General features: G+C 64.7%; 13 protein-coding genes and 1 pseudogene. 8 read left to right on the forward strand and 6 right to left on the reverse strand.

Annotation, left to right across the window (positions count from 1 at the left end; genetic code table 11):
- Positions 1–43: 43 nt before the first annotated feature.
- Positions 44–109, reverse strand: a pseudogene (locus KY49_RS39310) (ESPR domain-containing protein); the annotation flags it as partial.
- A gap of 541 nt (positions 110–650) precedes the next feature.
- Here KY49_RS39310 and KY49_RS16520 point away from each other — a divergent pair.
- Positions 651–1,484, forward strand: a complete 834-nt coding sequence (locus tag KY49_RS16520; protein ID WP_042585669.1) for a response regulator transcription factor — start codon at positions 651–653, stop codon at positions 1,482–1,484.
- Positions 1,485–1,546: 62 nt separating this feature from the next.
- Here the strand turns inward: KY49_RS16520 and KY49_RS16525 are convergent, their stop codons facing one another.
- The gene (locus KY49_RS16525; RefSeq protein ID WP_042585874.1) at positions 1,547–3,691 is read right to left on the reverse strand and encodes a TonB-dependent siderophore receptor; all 2,145 of its coding nucleotides are present in this window, start codon (positions 3,689–3,691) and stop codon (positions 1,547–1,549) included.
- 293 nt (positions 3,692–3,984) lie between these two features.
- Between KY49_RS16525 and KY49_RS16530 the strand changes: the two genes are divergently transcribed.
- Positions 3,985–5,004 (forward strand): extracellular catalytic domain type 2 short-chain-length polyhydroxyalkanoate depolymerase, encoded by a 1,020-nt coding sequence (locus tag KY49_RS16530; RefSeq protein WP_042585670.1) that lies wholly within the window; start codon positions 3,985–3,987, stop codon positions 5,002–5,004.
- Positions 5,005–5,057: 53 nt separating this feature from the next.
- On the opposite strand, the gene KY49_RS16535 is transcribed toward KY49_RS16530, so the two are convergent.
- A complete protein-coding gene (locus KY49_RS16535) occupies positions 5,058–5,609 on the reverse strand; it encodes a glutathione peroxidase (RefSeq protein WP_042585671.1) in 552 nt (183 codons plus the stop codon).
- Between the two features lie 136 nt (positions 5,610–5,745).
- Positions 5,746–8,292, reverse strand: a complete 2,547-nt coding sequence (locus KY49_RS16540) for an EAL domain-containing protein (RefSeq protein WP_042585672.1) — start codon at positions 8,290–8,292, stop codon at positions 5,746–5,748.
- 781 nt (positions 8,293–9,073) lie between these two features.
- Here KY49_RS16540 and KY49_RS16545 point away from each other — a divergent pair.
- The 4 genes from KY49_RS16545 to KY49_RS37395 all read left to right on the forward strand — a co-directional run bounded on the left by KY49_RS16545 (position 9,074) and on the right by KY49_RS37395 (position 12,100).
- Positions 9,074–9,979, forward strand: a complete 906-nt coding sequence (locus KY49_RS16545; RefSeq protein ID WP_042585673.1) for a LysR substrate-binding domain-containing protein — start codon at positions 9,074–9,076, stop codon at positions 9,977–9,979.
- A gap of 132 nt (positions 9,980–10,111) precedes the next feature.
- A complete protein-coding gene (locus KY49_RS16550) occupies positions 10,112–11,398 on the forward strand; it encodes an MFS transporter (RefSeq protein WP_042585674.1) in 1,287 nt (428 codons plus the stop codon).
- 71 nt (positions 11,399–11,469) lie between these two features.
- Positions 11,470–11,805 carry an H-NS histone family protein gene (locus KY49_RS16555; protein ID WP_042585675.1) on the forward strand — a complete coding sequence of 112 codons (336 nt, stop codon included), beginning with the start codon at positions 11,470–11,472 and terminating at the stop codon, positions 11,803–11,805.
- 37 nt (positions 11,806–11,842) lie between these two features.
- Positions 11,843–12,100: a hypothetical protein gene (locus KY49_RS37395; RefSeq protein ID WP_156162548.1), complete on the forward strand. Its 258-nt coding sequence runs from the start codon at positions 11,843–11,845 to the stop codon at positions 12,098–12,100.
- A 40-nt stretch (positions 12,101–12,140) separates the two neighbouring features.
- On the opposite strand, the gene KY49_RS16560 is transcribed toward KY49_RS37395, so the two are convergent.
- Both KY49_RS16560 and KY49_RS16565 read right to left on the reverse strand, forming a co-directional pair.
- Complete coding sequence (locus tag KY49_RS16560) at positions 12,141–12,353, reverse strand: hypothetical protein (RefSeq protein ID WP_042585676.1); 213 nt, start codon at positions 12,351–12,353, stop codon at positions 12,141–12,143.
- A gap of 34 nt (positions 12,354–12,387) precedes the next feature.
- Positions 12,388–13,404: an alpha/beta hydrolase family protein gene (locus KY49_RS16565; protein ID WP_042585677.1), complete on the reverse strand. Its 1,017-nt coding sequence runs from the start codon at positions 13,402–13,404 to the stop codon at positions 12,388–12,390.
- A gap of 334 nt (positions 13,405–13,738) precedes the next feature.
- On the opposite strand from KY49_RS16565, the gene KY49_RS16570 reads away from it, so the two are divergent.
- Positions 13,739–14,980: an ABC transporter substrate-binding protein gene (locus KY49_RS16570; RefSeq protein ID WP_042585678.1), complete on the forward strand. Its 1,242-nt coding sequence runs from the start codon at positions 13,739–13,741 to the stop codon at positions 14,978–14,980.
- On the forward strand, positions 14,977–15,720 hold the full coding sequence (locus KY49_RS16575) for an ABC transporter ATP-binding protein (protein WP_042585679.1): 744 nt from the start codon (positions 14,977–14,979) through the stop codon (positions 15,718–15,720). The genes KY49_RS16570 and KY49_RS16575 overlap by 4 nt, the downstream gene beginning before the upstream one ends.
- Position 15,721: the final 1 nt, after the last annotated feature.

Raw genomic sequence — 15,721 nt, forward strand, 5'->3', positions numbered from 1 at the left:
TCCCGCTTTTCGACGACGCAACCCGCTTCCCCCGCGCACGATCAAGCTCGGACGCCGCAACCCATGCGCCCAATGCTTCGTTCCAGATTGTTCTGAATGACTTGTTCATCTAAGTTTCCCCTCGGTTTTCACGTACTTGATGACGCAAAAGCGGACCCTGCAGAGAGCGAACGCTCCGCTGGCCTTCTTCAATTCACTTCGGATTACTGAATTCGATACGGAAGTGCTTCTTGCCTTCCTCTTGCAAACAGGGAGAACGCGCGAATACAGGCCTACGCGCCAAGCGAAGGATGAGTCAGTCGGATCGGCCTCCCAGGTCGCAAGCCGGCTTCAGTGATATGGGCGTAGTGTGCAAGGATTCAGCGAGACGGACTTTTTTCCGAGCGGAAATATTCTTTTCCGGAGCGGACAACGCGAACATTCATTTCGCGTCGGGCATTCGAAGATTGCAACGCGGCAGCCAAATCAAATCCGGAACAAATATTCACCGGTAATCCACAACAAAAATGCCGCACTGCCGCACAGGTCGTGCAACCGTGCAGGAGCCCAAAACATCACTTCCGCCCGCTTATGATTTTTGCAACAATGGCACGCCCGTGGCTCTCGATGCTGTCCGTCCAATAAGATCCGCCCCCAACTCGTTCCCAACCATGTCATCTTGCTTGTCCGGTTCGATGTCGCTTCGTGCCGCACCCGATCTCTCTGACGCACATATTCTCGTCGTCGACGATCGCCCGGACGAGCTCCGTTTCCTGATCGATATCCTGCGGGTTGCGCGCTGCAGGATCAGTGTCGCGTTCGACGGCTTGCAGGCCTACAACCGTGCTCAGGCCATCTCCCCGGACCTGATCCTGATGGACGTGCGCATGCCCCGCATGGACGGCTTCGTCGCTTGCCGGCTGCTGACGTCGGCGCCCTCGACTCAAGCCATCCCGATCATCTTCCTGACTGCCGTCGGCGATCTCGAGGACCGTATCGAAGGGCTCGAAATCGGCGCGGTCGACTACATCGTCAAACCATTCGAACCGGCCGAAGTCGTTGCGCGAATCCGGAATCACCTGAAAAGGGCGCGCGGCATCCGGCCGCTCGAGCAACTGCCGGTGCTTCCCGACCATCCGGATGCATCGCTGGTGCGCGCCGCGAGCGAGATCCTGCTGCGCGACCTGCGCAATCCGCCGGCGCTCGACGATCTCGCCAGACTGGTCGGCACCCACGAAAAGCGCTTGTCCCGGGCGTTCCGCGACAATCTCGGCCAGACGGTATTCGAATATCTGCGCGACACGCGGCTGCGGATTGCCCATCGCTTTCTCGCCGAAACGTCGATGGGCATCGGGGATATCGCTGTGGAGATCGGCTTTTCCACGGCAGGCAATTTCGCCACGGCGTTTCGCGAACGCTTCGGCGTCACGCCGTCGGATTGGCGAAAGCAGTGCATGCGGGGTGATATGGCCGACACCGCCGAAGCATGTCAGGCCGATGCGTAGCGATCGAATGCATGCGTGTCGGGATGTGCATGGCGAGGCTGACCTTGCTTGCCGCCTCGCGATCACCAGTCGTATTTCGCGGTGGCCAGCACGGTTCGCTCATTACCGAACACGCAGGCCTCGTAAGAGTTGCAACCACTGATGTAGCGCCGGTCGAACAGGTTCGCGACGTTCAGCGCGAAACGCCAGTTGCGGATGTCGTAGTGCAGCGCAGCGTCGTACAGCGTATGGCTCGCGACCTTCAGCGAGTTGTCCGGCGCACCCGCGGTCGCGCTCCGGTAGCGGATGCCGCTCCCGATCCCCAGCCCCGAAAGTGCGCCCATGCGCCATGTCCAATCGACCCACAGCGATGCCATCTGGCGCGGGAGCGGAACCGCGACCGGCCAGTTGTTCAGCGAGGCGTCGTTCGCCTTCACGTTCTTCACGTCCTGGTAGGCGTATGACGCGACGACGGACAGCTCTCGAGTCGCCTTGCCTGCCACGCTCAGCTCGATTCCTCGCGAGCGCACCTCGCCGGTCTGCACGGACGACGTGCCGGCCGGATCGAGACTCCTCGGCGCCGGCGTCACGACGTTCGTCTGGTTGATCTGGTAGACGGCCGCGCTCAGCGCAAGATTCCCGGCCGGCGACTGCCAGCGCAGGCCGGCCTCGGTCTGCCTGCCGCGCGTCGGCTTCGGCAAGCCGCCGCCGACCATCCTCACGCCGATGACCGGATTGAACGACGTCGAATAGCTGACGTACGGCGACAGCCCGTAGCCGCCCTGGTACGTGAGTCCGATGCGGCCCGAGAACGCACTGACGTGCGCATCGGCTCGCATGCCCGCCGCGCGGTCGTCCTTGCGCATGTTCACGCGATCTTCCCGACCGCCGAGCGTCAGCGTCCAGCGATGCCATCGGATCTGGTCCTGTGCGTATGCGCCGAACGTGTTCATCGCCGTGTACTGATTGACGTGGCCCAGCGAAGTCGGGCCCGAGAAGATCGCGCGCGTGACCGGCGTGTAGACGGGATGGTAGAGATTCAAGGGCCGCGCCAGCGCGAGCCAGACGCTGTCGGTCGTCGTCTGCCGGTTGTATTGGAGGCCGAGCAGCAGCACATGCTCGATCGGACCGGTGCCGAAACGCGCCTGCACGTTGTTGTCGACGTCGAAGCGGGCGTAGTTCAGCTGAAACAGCCCCGCGAAGCGCATCATGCGGGTCGTGCTGCCGTAAGCAAGGCCGTTGCCGAAGACCGATGCATCGTCGAGCGACAGATGCATCCAGCGCGCACTCTGGCGCAGCGTCCACATCGAATTCAGCGTGTGCTCGACCTGATAGCCGAGCGACCATTGTTTCTTTCGGTAGGCGTTGAATGCCGGATCGCCCGTATAGACATCCGGTGACAGGCGCCCATTCGGGTTCGGCAGCACGGTGCCCCGCGCAGGCAGGAAATTGAATGAGATGTCACTCCGGTCCTGCAGATAGGATGCCGAGATCGTCAGCGACGTGTCGGCGTTCGGCCGCCAGCGGAACGACGGCGCAAGCGCCACGCGTCGATCCGCATTCGGGCCGGTCAGCGCATTGCCGTCGCGCGCGACGCCAACGAAGCGATACGCAGCCGCATTGTCGGGGGCGAGCTTGTCGCCGACGTCGAACATGAACTGTTTGCGCGCGTAGTTGCCGATCTGAACACCCGCTTCACGGATGCGCTCACCGTCGGCCTGCTTCGTCCGTGCGTCGACGATCGCGCCCGGGTCGCCTGCCCCGTACAGTCCCGACGTTGGCCCACGCAGCACCGTGACGCTGTCGATCATCTGAGGATCGACGCGCCAGTTCGCGATGACTGCCGTATTCGGCGCCTGCAGACCATCGACGAACAACGTGGGCGTAAAGCCGCGCAGCGCCGCATACCCGTCGGTGCGGCTGTCGGATCCGAATGTCGAGAAGCCGGGCACATAGCGGAGCGCCTGGTTGAGATCGGTCGCGCCGGTCATCTCGATCTGCTGCGCAGTGACGACGTTGATCGTCTGCGGAACCTCGGCGACCGGCGTGTCGGTCTTCGTGCCGGTCGCGGTGCGCATTTCGACGAGCCCGCTGGACGACGCCTTCGCCTGCACGGTGATCGCCGGCTGCGTCGCCTGTGCATACGCGTTGCCGGCGAGCGTCGCGCATGATATCGCTCCAGCAGCGAGTGCAAACGTATCTCGCACCGTGCTCGTTGCCCATTCCATCTTCAGTTGCTCCGTCATGCAGGTGGCCTTTCTTCCTCGTGGTCCGCCGCACGGAATATGAACGATCGCCGCACCTGTCAGAAAAAGCAGGTGCCTCAACAATCGATTTTCATGCACAGTTTTCCCCCGCGGGATGCTTCCCGCTTTCCGCCCTCCGGCGCTTCGATGCGCCGGTTCAAGATTCACGCAATCGTATCTGCTTGTGTCGTGACGAACGCGACAGTCGGGCATTCGACTGCCGCGCCCATGAACGCTTCGCGCATTCGAACCCTCGACGAAACAGGAGGTTTGCCGTGAAATTCCACCGCACCCTGGCGGCTGCCGCGATCGGCGCCGCGTTGTGTTCCCGCGCCGCCTTTGCCGTCGATCCGCTGCCCGCGCTGGGCGCCGATCCCGCCCATACGTCCGTCTCCGGGCTGTCGTCCGGCGCGTTCATGGCCGTGCAGTACCAGGTCGCCTACTCCAACTCCGTGGTCGGCTCGGGGATCGTCGCCGGCGGCCCGTACTACTGCGCAACCGGCAAGCTGGCGAACACCAGCAAATGCATGGGGATGCTGCCGGGCTCCCTGCCCAATCCCGCGCAGTTGCTGCGCACCGCCAAGGGCTTCGCCGCGCGCGGCGAGATCGATCCGCTCGCCGGCCTGCAGAGCGACCGCATCTACGTGTTCAGCGGCACCAAGGATAAGGTGGTGTACCAGCGGGCCGTCGACACGACCGTGTCGTTCTTCAAGGACGCCGGCGTGCCGGCCGACAATCTCACCTACGTGAAGACGATCCCGGCCGGTCATGCGCTGATCACGCCGGATTTCGGCAACAACTGCCCGATCACGGCGACGCCCTACATCAACCATTGCACGGTCGACAAGCAGAGCTACGACCAGCCGGGCGCGCTGCTGTCGTTCATCTATGGCCCGCTGAATCCCCCGGCCGACCAGCCCGCCGGAAAGATCATCGCGTTCAACCAGCGCGAGTTCGCCGGCACCGCGACCGGGATGGCCGAACAGGCGTATGCGTACGTGCCGCAGGCATGCACGCAGGGCACCGCGTGCCGGGTTCATGTGGCGTTCCACGGCTGCAAGCAATCGGCGAGCGTCGTCGGCGACGACTTCTATCAGAAGACCAGCTACAACCGCTGGGCCGACACCAACAACATCGTGGTCCTGTATCCGCAGGTCGATGCGTCCAAGGTACCGAACAACCCGCAAGGCTGCTGGGACTGGTTCGGCTATACGGGCAAGGATTACGCGGTGAAGGCCGGCGTGCAGATGGCGGCCGTCAACGCGATGATCGGGCGGCTCACGTCGAAGCCGTGACGCGGTGAGGTGAACGCATGCGCCGCGCCGGTGCGGCGCATGCGAAGAGGCGCTTACTGCGCGCTCGCCAATTCGGCGTCGATCGCGGCGACGAGCGCGGGATCGTCCGCGCCGACGTTCGGCGCGAAGCGCGCGACCACCTTGCCGTCGCGGCTCACCAGGAATTTCTCGAAGTTCCACAGCACGTCGGGCGCCGGATTCGGCTCGATCCCGTACCCCTTCAGGCGTTCGCGGAACGGACCGTCGTCCGCGGCCTGCGGCTGCGCCTGCGTGAGCGCGCGATAGAGCGGATGCTGATCGTCGCCCACGACCGAGATCTTCGCGAACAGCGGAAACTTCACGCCGAACGTCGCGCTGCAGAAGGCCTGGATTTCGTCATTGGTGCCCGGCTCCTGGCCCTTGAAGTCGTTCGCGGGGAACGCGAGCACTTCGAGGCCGCGTGCGCGCTTGTCTTCGTAGAGGGCTTCGAGGCCTTCGTATTGCTGCGTCAGCCCGCATTTCGACGCGACGTTGACCACCAGCAGCACTTTGCCTGCGAACGGGCGCAACGTGGTCGGGGTGCCGTCGATGGCGTTCACGGGGATGTCGTAGAGGGGCGAGGTCATGTGCGAGTCCTTGCGGTTGGGGGAGACGGTGACGTTCGCGGCAGCGGCGCGTACGGTGTGGCGGGAATCGTAGCAGGATCGGCAAAAGCGCGTGGGCGCCGACCGCGCATTGCCTGCAACCCCGACACCTGCGCGCTCACCCGGCCAGCAGTGCCGCCCCGCCGTCGTCTCCGGCCGCCGCGCGGCCGTCGCCGCGACCCTGCGAAATCCCGACCAGTTGTTCGGCCGGCTGCGGCCGTGCGAGCAGGAACCCTTGCACCTGGTGGCAGCCGATCTCCTGCAGAAACGCGAGCTGCTTCTCCGTCTCAACGCCCTCCATGACGACGTCGAGGCCGAGCGCGCGCCCCATCGCGACGATCGCGCGCACGATCGCGTCGTCCGGGCTATCCGTGCCGCAGTCGGCGAGAAACGACCGGTCGATCTTCAGCGTGTCGACCGGCAGGTCCTTCAGATACACGAGCGACGAATAGCCGGTGCCGAAATCGTCGATCGCGAGGCTGATCCCCCGAGTCGCCAGCTCCCGCAGCAGAATGCCGATTTCCTCGCGCGTGTTCATCGCCATGCTTTCGAGCAATTCGAGCTGCAGGTATTCGGGCGGCAGCGCGGTCTCGCTGAGTATGGTCGTCAGGTCGGTGAGGAAGCTGTCGGCGAAGCACTGCCGCGCCGACACGTTCACCGCGATGCGGCCGAATTCGAAGCCTTCGTCGAGCCACCTGCGCGCCTGCCGGCATGCTTCGCGCAGCACCCACTTGCCGATCGGCACGATCAGCGCGGATCGTTCCGCGAGCCCGATGAACTCGCCCGGCGGCACGAGCCCCTTGTGCGGATGCAGCCAGCGCAGCAGCGCCTCGACGCCGACGATCGTGCCGCTCGACAGATCGTATTGCGGTTGGTAAAAGAGGCGGAATTCGTTCTGCTCGAGCGCGCGGTGCAGTTCGCCGAGCGTTTCGAGCTGCTCCATCGCCGACGACGTCATCTTGCTCTCGAAGAACTGGAAGACATTCCTGCCCCGGCTCTTCGCGCCGTACATCGCCTGATCCGCGAGCAGCATCAATTGCTCCGCCTCGGTGCCGTCGTCGGGATAGATGCTGATGCCGATGCTCGGCGTCACGAAGATCTCGCGGCCGCCGATGTCGATCGCCTGCCCCACTTCATCCAGCAGCTTGCGCGCAATCCGCCCGACGTCGCGGACATCGTCGAATTCCTCGAGGACGAGCGCAAATTCGTCCCCGCCCATGCGCGCCACCGTGTCGCTCGCGCGCACGCCCGCGACGATCCGGCCGGCCACCACCTTCAGCACTTCGTCGCCGGCGTTGTGGCCGAGCGTGTCGTTGACGAGCTTGAAGCGATCGAGATCGACGTACATCACCGCGACCTTGCGGCTGCGCCGCTTCGCCTGAACGATCGCGTGCGCCAGCCGCTCCTCGAAAAGCGTCCGGTTCGCGAGGCCGGTGAGCACGTCGTGCGTGGCAAGGTAGCCCAGCCGCTCCTCCGCCTGACGCCGCTGGGTGATGTCGGAGAAGATCGCCGCATAGTGCGAAATCTGGCCGTCGTTGTCGCGAATGCTGGTGATCGTCAGGTATTCGAGGAACAGCTCGCCGTTTTTCCGGCGGTTCCAGATTTCGCCTTGCCAGTGGCCGTCGGTCGTGAGCGAATGCCAGAGCTTCCGGTAGAAATCCGGCGTCTGGCGGCCGGAGCTCAGCAGGCTCGGATCACGCCCGACCACTTCGTCCTCCGTGTACCCGGTCAGGCGCGTGAACGCCTGGTTCACGCGCTCGATCCTGGCGTGCCGGTCGGTCACCATGATGCCTTCGAGCGCCGACTCGAAGACCCGGTCCGCCATGCGCAGGTTGAAGCGCGCGAGGCCGAGCGCTTCGTCGCGCTCGCGCAACGCGCTGCGAAGCTCGTTGACGTATTCGTGCTCGATGCCCTGCAGGACGTCCGCAAAACTGAGCAGCCCGGTGAGCGCGCCGTGGTCGTCGTGAATGCCGACGTGGCGCATGTTCTGCTGCATCATGTAGCGGTGGGCCGCGTACAGGCTCTGATTCGTGGCGAGCATCCGCAGCGGCCTGCTCGCATGCTCGCCGACAGCCCCCCGCAAGCCGCCGCCCGCAATCAGCCGGACGACGTCTCGCTCGGTCAGGATGCCATGCCCGCCATCGTCATAGGCGACGAGGACGGCATCGAGCTTCTCCGCACGCATCCGCGCGACGACATCATGCAGCGCGACATGCTCGGGCACCATGACGGGCGAACGGACGCGGATCGATTCGATCGGCTTCAGGCGCAGGAAGAACTCGGCCCCCTGGTTCACCACGACGTCGGTCTGGGTCAACACGCCGATCGCAACGCCGTCCCTGACGACCACGAAATGACGCACGCCCGACTGCTTGAACTTCACCGCCGCTTCGCCGAGCGGCGTATCGGCCTCCAGCGTCAGCACCGGGCTGCTCATCACTTCGCCGACCGGACGGTCGAGCGCCTGCGGGCTGTCTCCGGCCGCCAGCGCGTCCTGCTCGGTCCAGATGCCGACGGCCTCGCCCTCCTCCATCACGACGATCGAACTGCAACGCTCGGCGAAGATGCGCCGGGCGACCTCTCGCACCGGCGTGGCTCGCGTGCAGGAAAGTATCGAACGCGCGACGAGGCGCGCAACGGGAACATCGTAGGTGCTCGGATACATGCTCAGACCAAATCCAATGACCGCGCAAACAGGAACTGTGACCGATCGCTCGGCGCGTCGCGGCGGAGAACGCGGCACACTGGCCTCGATGGCGCATTTGACGATCCTGTGTCAACCTGGTCCACGCTTTGGGTCGCACATATCCAGAGGTGGCCATCCCGGGTTAACGACAGGTTCGGACAAGAATTGAGTGCCGCGGCGGCCACGGACGCAGCGCGCCGGCAGGTCGACCAGCAACGACGGCTTTCACTTTCCCGACAACGGGCCCGTCGACCCGGTAAATCGTACCGGCGATTAAAAAAGACGCCGCGCCCGGAAAACAATAAACGCGGCGCATATTCAGCGAATGGACCCGTGCAACAAAGACATCGCACGCCGTTGCCTTACAGTTTCTCAATAATTCAATATTGTTGAATATTAAAATAAAGAATTCCTTTTTTATGCACGTCCGCGCATCCGGGAAATTCATGCACCGAAATTGCGAGAATGTCGACGTAGAGTGGATATTCAGGAGATCCGCGCCAACGGTTCTTGATTATTCGGGCCCATTCCGATAGCGTGCCGCACACCGTCAAGAAACACATCGCTCGGCTGTTTCATTCATTGCGACATACCGGGTTCCGGAGGGCGTTGACCTGTTGTCGGTTGACGGTGACAGGAAGCTGCTCCGAAGAAAGCTTCGTTTGAACGACCATTTTTTCGATCGCTGAAAGACGCGCCGTCAAGTGCCTGCATACGCTTGCGATCGCACATTGGTCAAGCCACGCCATATGGAACGCGCATGAGAATTCACCCGATTCCACCCCTGCAATGCCTGGTTTTCTTCGATGCCGCCGCCCGGCATGGCAACTTCACGCGCGCAGCCGAGGAACTGAACGTGACGCAAGGTGCGGTCAGCAAGCAGGTCGTCAAGCTGGAAAGCTTTCTCGGCATGCAGTTGTTCGTGCGAGACGCAAAGGCGCTTCATTTGACGCGTGCCGGGCAAACCTATGCCGACCGGATTCACGACATGCTGATTTCCTGCTCGGAGGCCACGGCGCTCGTCATGAAAGAGCCGACGCCCCACAGCATCACGATCGCCTGCGCATCCGGCACGGCCGGCATGTTCCTGACGCCCCTCATTGCCGAATTCAGCCGCGAGTATCCGAGCGTGGCGGTCCGGATCCTGGTTCGAGAGGGTGTTTTCAATCTGAATCCCGCCGAATTCGACATCGGCGTTTATTACATACGCGATGCGCCGCCCCCCGGCATGAGCGGCATTCGCATCATCGAGGAAGAGGTGCACGCGTATTGCGCGCCGGATTATCTGGGGCGCCGGCGCGTCTTGCCGCTCGAATTGATGAGCTCGACATTGCTCGTCGCGGAGGAACAGCAGCGTCAATGGATGAGCTGGCGCGACTGGTTTCACCTATGCGACAGCGAGATCACGTACAAGCCATTGCGCACGATCACCGCCAACAGCTATCCCGTATTGCTGCAGCTTGCGCTGCGAGGCCACGGTGTCATCCTGGGATGGAACCACATGATCACGCCGCTGGTTGAAAGCAATGATCTGGTGCTCGCGTCGGATGCAAGCGCCAGCTTCGGCGGCGCGTACCAGCTGGTTTGGCCCGACGATCGGCGCGATACGGCAGCCGTGGCGCATTTCCGGGAGTGGTTGCTGAAGCGGATGCCGCGGAGGCGATAACCAGGTATTCCAGAAACTCGGCCTTGCCAGAAAAAATTTCAGAGTAAATAGTCAGGAAAAACCCGTACCATTGGCTGCGCCACTGATCGATGCCAATGGCGCCATAACATCAAAATCCGAGGTCACAAGAATATGGAAACCACCGTTGGCTTGCACGGGAGCAGGCGAGACTCCACCGCGCAGGAAAGGACAAAGGCCGTCGTCGCCGTCATCGTCGGAAATGGATTCGAGTGGTTCGATTTTATTTCTTATGGCTTCTTTTCCGTCATCATTGCGAAACTATTCTTTCCAACCTCGGATGACAACCTGTCCCTGTTGCTGTCCGTTTCCACGATCGGCGTCGGATTCTTCATGCGGCCGGTGGGCGGCATCATCCTCGGGGGCATGGCGGACAAGATCGGGCGGCGTGCGACGCTGGTCATCACGATATCGTTGATGACCATCGGCACGGCATTGATTGCCTTTGCGCCGACCTACAAGGATGCCGGAATCCTTGCGCCATTGATGATCGTGTGTGCACGCCTGCTGCAAGGTTTTTCCGCCGGCGGCGAAATGGGCGGCGCCACCGGATTCCTGAGAGACCATGTCCCTGCCGAGCGGCTGGGCTATTACACGAGCTGGATTCAGGCGAGCATCGGATTCGCGATCATTCTCGCATCGGTGCTGGCGGTCGTGCTCGTCAAGTATCTGAGTGTGGATCAGGTCGAGTCGTGGGGGTGGCGCATACCGTTCCTGATCGGCTTGTGCCTGGGGCCGCTCGGGATCTACATCCGCAACCAGGCGCATGATTCCACGGAGGACGTGACGCGCGTTCGGGAGCGCACGCCGGTGATCGAGATTGCGCGTCGCTGGAAGAGCAAGACGTTGATCGGGTTCGGCCTGGTGATCTTCTGGACCGTTTGCTCGTATGTGCTGCTCTTCTATATCCCCACGTATGCAACCAAAGTGCTGCACTTGCCGGCATCGACGGGGTTCATCGCCGTTCTCGTCGGGGCGTCGATCGTTCTTTTCGTCACGCCGATCTTTGGTCACCTCTCCGATCGATACGGACGGCGCCGCTTTCTCATGGGGGCGCTCGTCATGGCCATCATTGCCGCGCACCCACTGTTCAAGCTCTTGAATGCGAGCCCCGGGCTGCATTCGCTGCTGCTGTTCCAGATCGTATTCGGACTGGTTATTGCATGTTATGAAGGGCCGATCCTCGCCGCGTTGAGCGATACGTTTCCGCGGCAAATCGTCTCCACGGGCATTTCGATTTCGTACAACCTTGCCGTCATTACGTTCGGGGGATTTTCCGCGGCCATTCTCACCTGGGCGATTGCTGCAACGCAGAACAATCTTGCCCCGGCCTTTTACGTGATGGGAACCGCGGCCCTCAGCTTCATCGCAACCGCGTGTTGGTCCCCGCGCAAGGATTGAGCCGATCAGTCAAGCGGAACATCTCGTCGAATTCAATGATCAGGGATGGAAATTTATATAGGTGAGCAAAAATGAGCGAACTGTATTCTGAAACCTATCGAGAACTCCAGGCCAGATTGAAGTCGGTGTCGGAGGCGGCCGAGATTGCACGGAAAAAGGAAGCCGCGGATGCGATCAAGGCGATACGGCAAACCGTCTGCCAGTACGGCATTTCCGCGGAGGACATCTTTGGCCGGGCCAAGCCGAACGGCGGTCGCGGGAAACGCCGTGGTTCGGTCGCACCGAAGTACCGCAATCCGGAAACCGGCGCGACGTGGAGTGGTCGAGGCAGGCCGCCGCTGTGGATCGCGGGCCGCAGCCGCGACGCATTCCTGATCACCCGGCAGCGCGAACGCGACGCGAGATGACCGCTCGCTCGCAAGGGTTCCGACGGAGTTCGGGCGAATGATCGCCGAGATGATCCGCCGCTTTCCGGCTCGGGCACCTGCCCGACCCCGAGTGCCTCAGGCGCGGCTGCATGGCCGCGTCCCGTCTTCGCTGGGTGGCCTCGAGTTCCAGCAGATGGATTCAGGCGATTGCTGGATGGCAATCGCCTTTTTTCTTGGCCGGGTTCGGTTGAACCGATTGGGAGCGGCAACCGGTTTTTATCCGATCATCGACCGGAGGCATCACCGGCAATCCGCTTTGGCGCGCTCGCGCTGACGACTCTTTCGACGATGACGCGCCGTTCGCGTACGGAGCACTACCCCCGAACAGCCGGCGTCGACGCCAGCCGCGACACGACATCCCGCCCCTGAACCGACAGCAGCACGCGCACCTGCGCGCTCGCATCGGCGTCGAGCCGCACGAGGCCGTGGCCGAGCAGCGCGCGAACCTCGGCCAGCTCGCCGTCCAGCTGGCATGGCGTGCTGGCCAGCACCATCAGCGCGGCGATTTCATGAGGACTGAGCAACATATCCGCACCTCGTTAGACAGGTCAACCCACCCGCTCACAACAGCACGATCTGATGCTCGACCGCCGGCTCCGCATCGGCCTGCCCCGGCGCGGCGCGCTCGGACACGATCCGGCCAGGCGTCGCCGGCGCGAGCGTCCCGGTCTTCAGCCAGCCGAGCGGAATCGGCCACAGCGTCGCTTCGAAGCGGCTATGGAAGAACGCGAAATGGCCGATGCCGTCGACGCCGATCGCATCCGGCGGAATCCGCAGGTGCACGACGCTGCTGCGCGTGAAATAACGCAGCAGCCGTTCGATCGCGGCAATCGTGCCGAACGGGTCGTCGGTGACGCTCGCGGCGAGCACCTGCGCGCGCATCCCGGCAAAGCGCCGGACGAGCGCGCGGCGCTGCGCGTCGTCGCGCGCGATCGGCGCGCGCCGGTAGGTGTCCTCGAAATCCGGCCGGCTGCGGCTCCACGACAGCGCGACGCCCTTCGGCGTGTCCTCCATCCAGCCGAGGCGCTTGGCCGGAAAATAGCCGAACAGCGCGGACAGCACCGGCATCACGACATGCCACTTCCACAGCATCGCGAGCTTGCTGCGCGGCGCGTAGTCGCGCCAGTGCGCGTACTGCGCGCCCATCGTGAACACGCGGCGCACCAGGTGGTTCGACGGCGCGAGGCCGGCGACGAAGCCGCCGATGCTGTGCGCGACCACGTCGATCGGCTGGCCCGGAAACTCGGCGAGCGCATAGCGCAGCACCGCCTCGAAATCGTGCTCGCCCCAGTCGAGCCACGTCGCGTCGAGCCGCGCGAGCTGCGCGGGCCGCGATTCGCCGATCCCGCGATAGTCGTACACGATCGCGTCGTAGCCGTGCCGGTGCAGGTAGGCGGCAAACCGGAAGTAGTAGCGGCAGCGCACCGACGTCGCCGCGTTCACGATCACGACGGGCCGCGGCTCGCCATCGTCCTGGCCCGTGCGATGGCGCCAGACGAAGCCCTTGATCGGATAGCCGTCGGCCGCCGTCAGCGCGATCGATTCCGGCTCGGCGATGCGTGTGTCCCCGTCATTCATTCCGCTCATTCGAAACCCTCCACGTCACAGCATCTATTTCACTTGACCGGGCTGTTTCGCTCAATCAATCTTCTTGCATCTCTCGCATGACGAACACGCATGGCAGTCACGCTCGTCCGGCTACCTTTGCTCGACCTGGCCTGCGGCTTCGTCGCGGTCGGCCGCCCCGGACGAGACCCTCGCGCACCCGGCGCCGCGCCGCCACCTACCAAAGCTGGTAGTTGTCCGCGCGCGGCGCGACGCGGTGAAATCGACGGCGTCCCAACGACCGCATCGCAGCGTCCGCGACGCCCGAGCCGAGCGTCCGCCCGCCGCGCCTCAGGAGGCAGACACGATGAAACACCTCAAACCCTGGTTGGCCGCCGCGCTCGCGCTGGCGGCGCTCGCCGGCGCGGGCCGCGCCGCCGCCGAAGAGCGCATGATCCGGATCACCGGCTTCGGCGCGACGTCGGGCGTGCTGCGCCCGTTCGGCGTCAACAGCGAGGCGGCGCTGCGCGCGGCCGCCGACGACATCAATCGCGCGGGCGGCGTGAAGCTCGGTGACGGCGCGCGCGGCCGCATCGAGATCCGCTACCTCGACGACAACTGCAAGCCGACCGAAGGCGTGGACATCGTGCGGCGCCTCGCGCAAGCCGACACGCTGGCGGCGGTCGGCACGACCTGTTCGCCGGTCGTGCAGGCAGTGTACGGCTCGCTGCAGAAGAAAGCCGGCGACGCGGCCGATTCCGGCCTGCAGCTTCCCGTCTTCACCGACGTCGCGATGAAGATCGGCCTCGCGAAAATGTCCGACTGGTCGTTCCGAAACATTCCCGACGAGAATGCGATGTACGAAGACGTGTTCGCGTGGGTCCGGCGCACGCACCCGGACGCGCGCACCGTGTACGGCGGCGTCGAGCAGAATTTCGTCCATTCGAACCAGACCTGGTACCAGGTGATGAAGCCGCGCGCGCAGGCGGCCGGCTTCGACGTGCTCGGCGAGACCCGCTGGCTGCTCGACGACACGAACTTCGCCGAGCAGGTGCGCGCGATCAAGGCGGCCAATGCCGACGTCGTCGCGGTCTCCGCGCATCCGTACTCGGCATGCGGCGTGCTCAAGGAGATGCAGCGCCAGGGCGTGCGGCCGAAGGTGCTGGTCGGCCTCACGAGCAGCTCGACGCCCGAGCTGCTGAAGGTGTGCGGGCCGGCGGCCGAGGGGCTCGTGATCCCGACCAGCTTCGCGACGATCAACCCGGACGCGCAGAAGGCCGCGACCGAGACCGCCCGCTACGGCGGCTACGCGGACCTGCACAGCATGGCCGCGTGGGAGATCCTCGCCATGATCCGCGCGGCGATCGAGACGCGCGGCGTGCTCGCGAAGCCCGACACCGTGCAGGCCGACCGCGAGAAGATCCGCGAGGGGCTCGCCGCGATGAAGACGGCCGACGGCCTGCTCGGCCCGGTGAAGCGCACGGCGGATCGCGAGTCGATCAAGCCGTTCGTGCTGGTCGAGGCGCGCCGCAACGAGTGGACCGTCATCGAGCGGCCCGCGCCGCGCAGCGAGCTCGCGGGCGCCGCGCCGACGGCTCGCCAGCCGTGACGCAGCCGCTCGTCGCGCTGCGCGGCGTGACGTGCCGCTTCGGCGACGTGTGCGCGGTCGACGGGCTGGACCTCGACGTCGCGCAAGGCGAGACGGTCGGCCTGATCGGGCCGAACGGCTCCGGCAAGAGCACGACGCTCGGCCTCGTCGCGGGCACGCTGCGCCCGACGGCCGGCGCGATCCGTCTCGCGGGCGCCGACGTGACGCGCGTGCCCGCGTGGCGGCGCGTCGCGCTCGGCATCGCGTGGACCTCGCAGCAGCCGCGGGTGTTCGAGCGGCTGTCGGTGCGCGACAACCTCGCGGCGGCCGGGCGTGACGCCGCCGACGCCGCGCTGCACGACGCGGCGCTCGCGCACCGGCGGCATGCGCTCGCGGCGACGCTGACCTTTGCGGAGCGGCGCCGGCTCGAACTGGCGCGCGCGCTGGCGCTGCGCCCGCGCGTGCTGCTGGTCGACGAACCGGCGTCGGGGCTCGACGCGGACGAACTGGCGACGCTGCGCGAACGGCTCGCCGCGCTGCGCGCGCGCGGCGTCGCGATCGTGCTGGTCGAGCACCGGGTCGGCTTCGTCGCGCAGCTCGCCGAGCGCATCGTCGTGCTCGAACACGGCCGCGTGCTCGCGGCCGGCACGCCCGCGCACGTGCTCGCCGAACCGGCCGTGTGCCGCGCGTATCTCGGCGCGCATCTCGGCGCGCATCTCGGCGATACGCCGGCCCCGCAACCCGGCTGCGCGGCGGCCTGAC

It is taken from the genome of Burkholderia sp. MSHR3999 (assembly GCF_000833595.1).
GTDB classification, from domain to species: Bacteria; Pseudomonadota; Gammaproteobacteria; order Burkholderiales; family Burkholderiaceae; genus Burkholderia; species Burkholderia ubonensis.